General features: G+C 61.2%; 7 protein-coding genes. 5 read left to right on the plus strand and 2 right to left on the minus strand.

What is annotated here, in order from left to right; all coding sequences use genetic code 11:
- Nucleotides 1-4: 4 nt before the first annotated feature.
- Nucleotides 5-1,012 (minus strand): c-type cytochrome, encoded by a 1,008-nt coding sequence (locus tag GPA25_RS21235; RefSeq protein WP_169262403.1) that lies wholly within the window; start codon nucleotides 1,010-1,012, stop codon nucleotides 5-7.
- Complete coding sequence (locus tag GPA25_RS21240; protein ID WP_169262404.1) at nucleotides 1,009-1,905, minus strand: c-type cytochrome; 897 nt, start codon at nucleotides 1,903-1,905, stop codon at nucleotides 1,009-1,011. The genes GPA25_RS21235 and GPA25_RS21240 overlap by 4 nt, the downstream gene beginning before the upstream one ends.
- Before the next feature lie 161 nt (nucleotides 1,906-2,066).
- Between GPA25_RS21240 and GPA25_RS21245 the strand changes: the two genes are divergently transcribed.
- The 5 genes from GPA25_RS21245 (at nucleotide 2,067) to GPA25_RS21265 (ending at nucleotide 6,832) form a co-directional block, all read left to right on the plus strand.
- Nucleotides 2,067-2,369: a c-type cytochrome gene (locus tag GPA25_RS21245; RefSeq protein WP_169262405.1), complete on the plus strand. Its 303-nt coding sequence runs from the start codon at nucleotides 2,067-2,069 to the stop codon at nucleotides 2,367-2,369.
- Nucleotides 2,370-2,489: 120 nt separating this feature from the next.
- Nucleotides 2,490-3,230, plus strand: coding sequence for a cytochrome c3 family protein (locus tag GPA25_RS21250; protein WP_246265999.1), 741 nt, complete (start codon nucleotides 2,490-2,492; stop codon nucleotides 3,228-3,230).
- A 221-nt stretch (nucleotides 3,231-3,451) separates the two neighbouring features.
- Complete coding sequence (locus GPA25_RS21255; RefSeq protein ID WP_246266001.1) at nucleotides 3,452-4,513, plus strand: 6-bladed beta-propeller; 1,062 nt, start codon at nucleotides 3,452-3,454, stop codon at nucleotides 4,511-4,513.
- Nucleotides 4,514-4,820: 307 nt separating this feature from the next.
- Nucleotides 4,821-5,609 carry a cytochrome c3 family protein gene (locus GPA25_RS21260; protein WP_169262407.1) on the plus strand — a complete coding sequence of 263 codons (789 nt, stop codon included), beginning with the start codon at nucleotides 4,821-4,823 and terminating at the stop codon, nucleotides 5,607-5,609.
- A gap of 164 nt (nucleotides 5,610-5,773) precedes the next feature.
- On the plus strand, nucleotides 5,774-6,832 hold the full coding sequence (locus GPA25_RS21265) for a peptidylprolyl isomerase (RefSeq protein ID WP_169262408.1): 1,059 nt from the start codon (nucleotides 5,774-5,776) through the stop codon (nucleotides 6,830-6,832).
- The last annotated feature ends 358 nt before the right edge of the window (nucleotides 6,833-7,190 follow it).

The following is a 7,190-nucleotide window of genomic DNA, read 5'->3' on the forward strand; positions in this document are numbered from 1 at the left end:
TGCCTCAGGGCTTTACCGGGTGAAAAACCCGCGAAATGTAAGCGATGATTGCGTCGATTTCGTCCGGTTTGAGCACCGATTTCCATGCGGGCATCGACGTGTTGGGCAAGCCTTCGCGAATCGTGTGAGCCAGCCGGTCACGCGTCATGTCACGCATGAATTTCGGATCGGTCAGGTCACGCGGGTGCGGTTCCATGAAACTACCGATCCAGTTCTTGCCCGTACCGGTGGCCGCGTGGCAGAACGCGCAATTCCCTTGATATAGCTTTTCGCCGCGCTTCTCCAGTGGCGCAAGTCCGCTCACCGCAGGGATTACATCGTGGAGTTTGTATGGGCTGGCGCTCGCAATCGCATCCACCTTGGTTGGCGGTGAAGCGGTGTAATCGCCCGGATCGAAGTGATTGCGCGGATACGACAGCGGTCTCCCGCCCCACGTCTGACCGGGATTTTCGGTGCGCGCATGGTCATGACAGGAAATGCACGTCGTCAGGAACAAGCGCTTCCCCTTCTGCTCCACCGCGCTCAATTCCTCCCATGGCCTATCCAGCGGGATTTCACCGGTCGCAAACGGAAACGCCAACTTGTTCCGCTCGTGATTCGGCCAGCCATTCTCGGGAATGTGGTAGCGCGTGTTGACCGCCTTGCTGCGAATGAACTCCTCCCGCACGAAATCAACCACCAGCGCGATGTCGTTCTCCGAGATGATTCCCTTGAAACCTTTCATCGCCGTACCCGGCTTGCCGTCGCGCACCGCGGCGATCATCTGGGCACGGCTGATCGAATTCTCGTTGTCTCTCGTGAAATCCCGTGGCTTCACCGCAAGATAGGTCGTTGCGAGCGTCTTCGCATCGCCGGAATAGCCGTGGCAGAAATAACAACGGAAGTTGTAGACCTTGCGCCCGGCCTCATGCCGTGCGTCGTTCTTGCTCGTCTCGGCGGCGAGCGCCGGCACGGTGAACTGGAGCGCGGTCAGCACCGCGACCAGTCCCCGCTTCCAGGCCCAACGCATCATTTCGCTTTCGCAGCCTTCTGGTCAGACTGGATGAAGTTCTGGAACACGAACTCGGACACGTTGGCAATTTCCTGCTCGGTCAAGACCTTGCTCCACGCGGGCATTTCGGTGCCGTTACGACCAAAGAAGGTCGCCGCATAGATCGCCGGTCGGTTCAGCGTCAGCCGCGAACGCTCCTCCCCGAAATTGCGCGGCACCGGCCGGATGAAATACGCGCGCGGCCCTTTTCCGTCCCCCTTCACGCCATGGCACTCGGCGCAATTCGCGTTGTAGAACGCCTTGCCTTTCGCCGCATCACCCTTCAAGCCGGATGGAAACGGCGCCGTCATGTCCGCGCGCTCGTTGGCGGCAACGGGTTTGGAGGGGGGTATCGGAGCCGCGATCGGCGGAATCGGAGCGCCGTCGGCAGTCGGAGCGGACTGCACACCGGCACCATGGCGCGGTGATTGCCCTGGAGCGGCCGAAGGGGCGCCCGGCGTACCCGAAGTCGTCCCCGAAGTGCCGGAAATACCGGAAATCGTCCCGGCCGAAATTGCGGCTCCCCGATTGATGATGTCGGTATGGACGTAATCGGCCAGTGCCGCCAGCTGATCCGAATTCAGACGGGTCTTGTATCCCACCATTGCCGTCCCGGGCTTACCGTGGGTAATGACATGCAGAATATAGTCCCGCGGCAACGACGCGCCGGCCGTGGTCAGATCGCGTGGCGGCGGGTTCAGGCTCTTCACCGCCTTGGAGTTCCCGTCGCCGCGGTCACCGTGGCACACCGAACAATACTCGTGATACAGCACATCAGCCTTGATTGGTCCGGCGTTGGCCGCGAAACTCGCCATCACACCCAAACCGATCACGCTCGCTCGCATCACCTGCCTGAATTGCTTGTTCTGATTCACAAGATACCTCTGGGTCGAAAAACTGCGCTCATGATGCAAGAACTGAACCGACTCGTCATCAGGGACGGCTGGCATGTCGGTTGCTTCGTCTTATAGGTTCTGACGACCTCCATAACCCCGGGCCGCTGGCATCGTGCTGATATCGTCGTCGAGGGAGTAAAATGAAACACTTCGTTACACTACTCGGGTTATTCCTCCTGTCCACGGCAAGCAACGTCACGGCAGCCGATGGCAAGGCGATTTACACCCAGATTTGTCGTGCATGCCATGCCACAGGGGTAGCGGGTGCACCGGTTCTTGGCGACCGGACAGCATGGGCGGCACGCCTGCCCGTGGGATTCGAAGCGCTGTTGCAGTCAGCCCTGCGCGGCAAGGGCGGAATGCCACCCAAAGGGGGGAACGCCGGACTGACCGACGATCAGGTGCGGGAAGCGGTTGCATACATGATCGCGCAGTCACAATGAACCCTGGCTGCGACTACGCGTCACAGATTCGACGGGGGGAGACCCAAGCCCTCCCGAACTTGAGAATGGCGTTCCACGCTTTGATAATGCCGGCAACCCACGAGATTCTTAGAGTCCGCCTTGCATCCTGCCCCCGCCCTCTCTCGCTTCATCCAGACCCTGCTGATGGTCGTGTCCCTCCTTGCCGGGAGCGCTCAGGCGCAGCGGATCGACATGCGCAACACGCCGCACAACCTTGCGCGCGGGGAAAATATCACAGTCACGGATGCACGCCAGATCTGCGTGTTCTGCCACACACCGACCGAGGGGCGCAGCAACGAATCTGCACCGCCGCAGTGGCAGCCCTCAACCCCCGCGAACGCCACCTTCATCATGTTCGACGACATCGGCCAGGCCGGACGGGGGGACAACCAGTCGGTCGGTTCACAGTCGATTGCCTGTCTGTCCTGTCACGACTCGAGCCAGGCATTCGGCATCGCGGGCGGCAGCCAGGACCACCCCTTTGCAGTTCCCTATCGTGGCGCCCTCACCCCCGAACAGCGAAAATTTGCCCGCGAGCAGGCACACAAGGCCGGCCGCCTCATCAACCAGGGACGACTGATCAAGTTCAGCGAGGACTTTCGTGCAGCATCGCGCAGCATTGTCGACAACCGGCCCGCATGGTGGGTGCCACATGGAAAACCTGGCGCCCAGCGCGGGCGGCTCGATATCCCGCTTTATGTGCGCATCGACCAGGAAGACCAATCCGAAGTGCCGTTCGTGGAATGTGCCAGCTGTCACGATCCTCACAACATTCGTCCATTGTTTCTACGCGCCGAGAACAATCCGAGCGACCTGTGCATGACCTGTCACGTCAAGTAGGGCCATACACCGCCATCGCAGCATACGACTGGGTCGTTCAACCTGCCCGCCGTGCAGTGCGTGCAGCGACACAGCACATCGCCGCTCTTCCTCTTCCACATTGAACTTTCAGGCCATCCCCTGCAATGAAACTGTCCGCACATCGCCCGCACACGCAAAGCCATCCCTCAACAATCCGTCGCCTTTCGAGTCTCGCTGCGGCGATTGCATGCGGCCTCACTTTGCTTGCCGGCTGCGCCCAGTTGCCGGACGGCGAGCAGGCCGCGCAAGCGCCGCAAGGACCGCCGGTTTTCCCGAGCCCACCTGATGAACCGCGCTTTATCTATGAGCGCACGCTCACAAACTCGTCCGATGTCGAGACCGACAACCAGGATGACGCATTTAAACGACTGATCACGGGCACGGCACGCTCGGGCTACTTTATGTCGAAACCCTATGCTGTAGCAGTTCACCGTGGACGGGTTTTCGTCTCCGACACGGCGGACCGCAACGTCAAGGTGTTCGACATCCCGAATGGAAAGTTTTTCACCATCGGTGACGAGGACCCGGGTCAGCTGGCGAAACCGCTCGGGCTCGATGTCGATCGCGCTGGGCGACTTTACGTCGCCGACGCGACACTCAAGATGATCATGATCTATGACCGCGACGGCAAGTTTCTGCGCAAGATCGGCGGCAAGGAGCTCTTCGACCGCATCTCGAGCGTCACAGTCGACCCCGCCGGGCGGCAGATCTATGTCGTCGATATCGGGGGCGTGAAATCTGAAAACCATCGCGTCCGTGTGTTCGAAACGGCCACGGGAAGACACGTGATGGATATTGGCAAGCGCGGCGACGGGCCAGGCGAATTCAACCTTCCGCGCGACATGGCGATCGGCAACGAAGGCCGACTCTATGTCGTCGACGGCGGAAATTTCCGGGTGCAGGTGTTCAACGCCGATGGAACCTACCGCGACAGCTTTGGCAGCGTCGGCCGCCAGCTCGGCAATTTCGCGCGCCCAAAGGAAGTCGCAGCCGACCCGGAAGGCAACATTTACGTTGCCGACGCCGCGTTCGGCAACTTCCAGATATTCAACCCGGATGGTGAACTGCTGATGTTCATTGGCAGCCGCTCCGAACAAGGGGGCCCCGCCAAGTACATTCTGCCCTCCGGCATCGCCATCGACCAGGACGGTCGAGTGTTCTTCGTCGATCAATGGTTCGCCAAGGTCGACGTCTTCCGCCCCTATGGTCTCGCCGCAGACCAGGGCTTTCTGGTCCGGCAGGCGGGCGCCCGAACCAAGTAGGCATCGCCGAAGCACCTTTCCCACCTCCGGGAATATGCATAAGCCATTTCCCGGAATTCACCACTCCCCCTTGGGAAAGGTCGCTGCCGCAATACCCCCATTTGCAGCAAAAACCCCTGCTACCGGGGGAATCCAGCAGGCTCCGGGCGCGAAACCGCTACCAGTCAAAATGTGGACCGGATCCTGCTAGAGTAGGTGGCAGCATCAAGTTGCGACTTGTGAATCGTGATATTAGGGAACCGCGGGCGTCTTGAGTCATCAGGGGGCTTCCCGGTCAGCACCTACTAACCATCCATCGGGGGTTACCATGAAAAAAACGTTTAAACACACGCTGGTGTTCGCATCGCTAGCGCTGCTGGCCGGTGCAGCCAGCGCGCAGATCAAGGATACGCCGCACAACCTGACATCGACTGGCCCGGGCCCCAACACGCAGTCGACCACGCAGCAGATCTGCGTCTTCTGCCACACGCCGCACGCCGCGAACACCTCCGCTACGGCGCCGCTGTGGAACAAGGGGCTTCCGAGCACGACGTACCAGCAATACACGACGGCCAACTCGTCCACCATCGACGGCCAGGTCTTGGCGGTGGGTTCGGTTTCCGCTGCCTGCCTGTCCTGTCACGATGGCACCCAGGCGATGGACAACCTGGTCAACGCCCCGGGCTCGGGCGGCCTTAACGCCGCCGGCTCGGACCGTGGCTACACCTGGAACATTGGCGCATCCAAGATCACCGGCGTTGCCAACCTGGGCGCCGACCTGAAGAACGACCACCCGATCGGCATCGCCTATTGCGGCGGCGGCTTGAGCGCGACCACGACGGACAAGACCAACTGCAAGGACAAGGACTTCAACAGCATCACGACGCAAAGCATCAACAATACGCCGGTGTTCTGGGTCGAGGTCACCGGCGCCAACGCGCGCAACAAGGGCGACATCATCCTTTACACGCGTGACTTCTCGGGCGCCGCGACCACCCCGTCCGTCGAATGTGCGTCCTGCCACGATCCCCATACCGCAAAGGGTACCGGCGACGTGAACTTCATGCGCGTCACGACCGCTGGCAGCCAGATCTGCCTGGCCTGCCACACCAAGTAAGCAGTTCCGCCGCGGCGTAGCGACAGCGAGGTATACTCGTAACAGTCGCCGCCGCGCTCGGAACAGGGGCCAGGAGATGAACTCCTTGGCCCCTTTTTTTGTCAGTTTCGAACATCTCTTGTCAGAACTCGACAATCGACGCTCCACAGGACTACGTATCCCCCATGAAGCCGCTCGTTCGTAACGTTTTCAGCGTTCTATTTCCGGCACTTCTGGCCTTCACGGCGCACGCTGCCGACCAGGCCAAACCGGCCACTGCCGCGCCCGGTGCAACGGCGGCGCCTCCCCCCGCCATTCACCAAAGTTCGCCCCCGTTTCTGGCCGTCGTCAACGGTACCGTGATCAGTGCGGCGGAATTTGACGCGGCGAGCAGCGAAGCCGTGCGCCAGAAGTTCTACCATGGCAAACCCCCGGAAGGCGCCGTCGAACAATTGATGCGGGATACCGCAAACGCGCTGATCGACCGCGTGCTGCTTGTGGAGGAAGTGAAACGCCAGGGGCTCAAGCCCGACAGTCAGAGCGTTGACAAGAAGATTGCCGAGTATGAGCAGCGTTACGCCAGCAGCCCGCGCTGGAAACAGGAACGCGATAGCATTCTGCCCAAATTGCGCGAACGACTTGAGCAGGACGACCTGCTCGCAGGGCTCGAAGCCAGGGTCCGCAAGATTCCGCCCCCCACCGAGGACAAGATTCTTGCGTATTACAAGAAGCACCCCGAGAAATTTACCGAACCTGAGAAAATGCGACTTTCGGTAATTCTGCTCGCCGTTGATCCCTCCGCCCCCACTTCTGCATGGCAGGCGGCGGAAACTGAAGCGGGCAGCTTGCGCCTGCGCCTTACGGAAGGCGGAGCGGATTTCGCCGAACTCGCACGCCTGCATTCGGCCCATGAATCCGCCAGCAACGGCGGCGACTTGGGCTATCTCCATCGTGGCATGCTGCCGGACGGAATTCAGGAAAAGATCGACGACATGAAACCCGGCGATCTGTCGCCTCCGACCCGGATTCTGCAGGGCTTTTCCTTGTTCCGTTACGAATCGCTGCAGCCCCCAAAACACCACGAGTTGGCGACGGTGCGCCCGCGCGCATCCGAGCTTGTTGCGCGTGAGCAGGCAGATGAGGCGTGGTCGAAGTTTCTGGGACAACTGCGCAAGAAGGCGAAGATCGAGCTGAACGTGCAACGCTATCCTGCCCTCGCCCAGAAGCCGTCGAAAGCACCGTAACAAAACGGGTCCGGATGCCGCGTTTCACCCCGTCCCGTGCAGGATTGATCGTGCTCGACCCCAGGGCAGGGAGCCATCCGCCCACGCCTCCGTATTGCCTGGCGCCGATTCTCAGCGGCGTGCTGCTCGGCGCCACCTTCCCGGCATTCGCTGCCGACGGCGCAGACGCGACACCGCCGCCGCGCTTGCGATTGGAGACCGTGCTCGAAAGCCTGTCACGACCAGTCGCATCGCCCGATAGTCCCGCCACACCTGCAGCCGCAGATAGAACGGAAGCCCCGACGGCCCAAGCGGAGCGGCTGCGCCTAGCCCTGGCACTGCCCTCCGGGAGTGGCGCACCGGCCGCCCCCCCTGCATC

The organism is Aromatoleum diolicum (assembly GCF_012910955.1).
Taxonomy (GTDB): domain Bacteria; phylum Pseudomonadota; class Gammaproteobacteria; order Burkholderiales; family Rhodocyclaceae; genus Aromatoleum; species Aromatoleum diolicum.

What these genes read in the sequence shown, in the direction of transcription:
- GPA25_RS21235 (WP_169262403.1), bottom strand. Translation starts at nt 1,012, where the DNA reads ATGATGCGTTGGGCCTGGAAGCGGGGACTGGTCGCGGTGCTGACCGCG.
- GPA25_RS21245 (WP_169262405.1), top strand. Translation starts at nt 2,067, where the DNA reads ATGAAACACTTCGTTACACTACTCGGGTTATTCCTCCTGTCCACGGCA.
- GPA25_RS21260 (WP_169262407.1), top strand. Translation starts at nt 4,821, where the DNA reads ATGAAAAAAACGTTTAAACACACGCTGGTGTTCGCATCGCTAGCGCTG.
- GPA25_RS21265 (WP_169262408.1), top strand. Translation starts at nt 5,774, where the DNA reads ATGAAGCCGCTCGTTCGTAACGTTTTCAGCGTTCTATTTCCGGCACTT.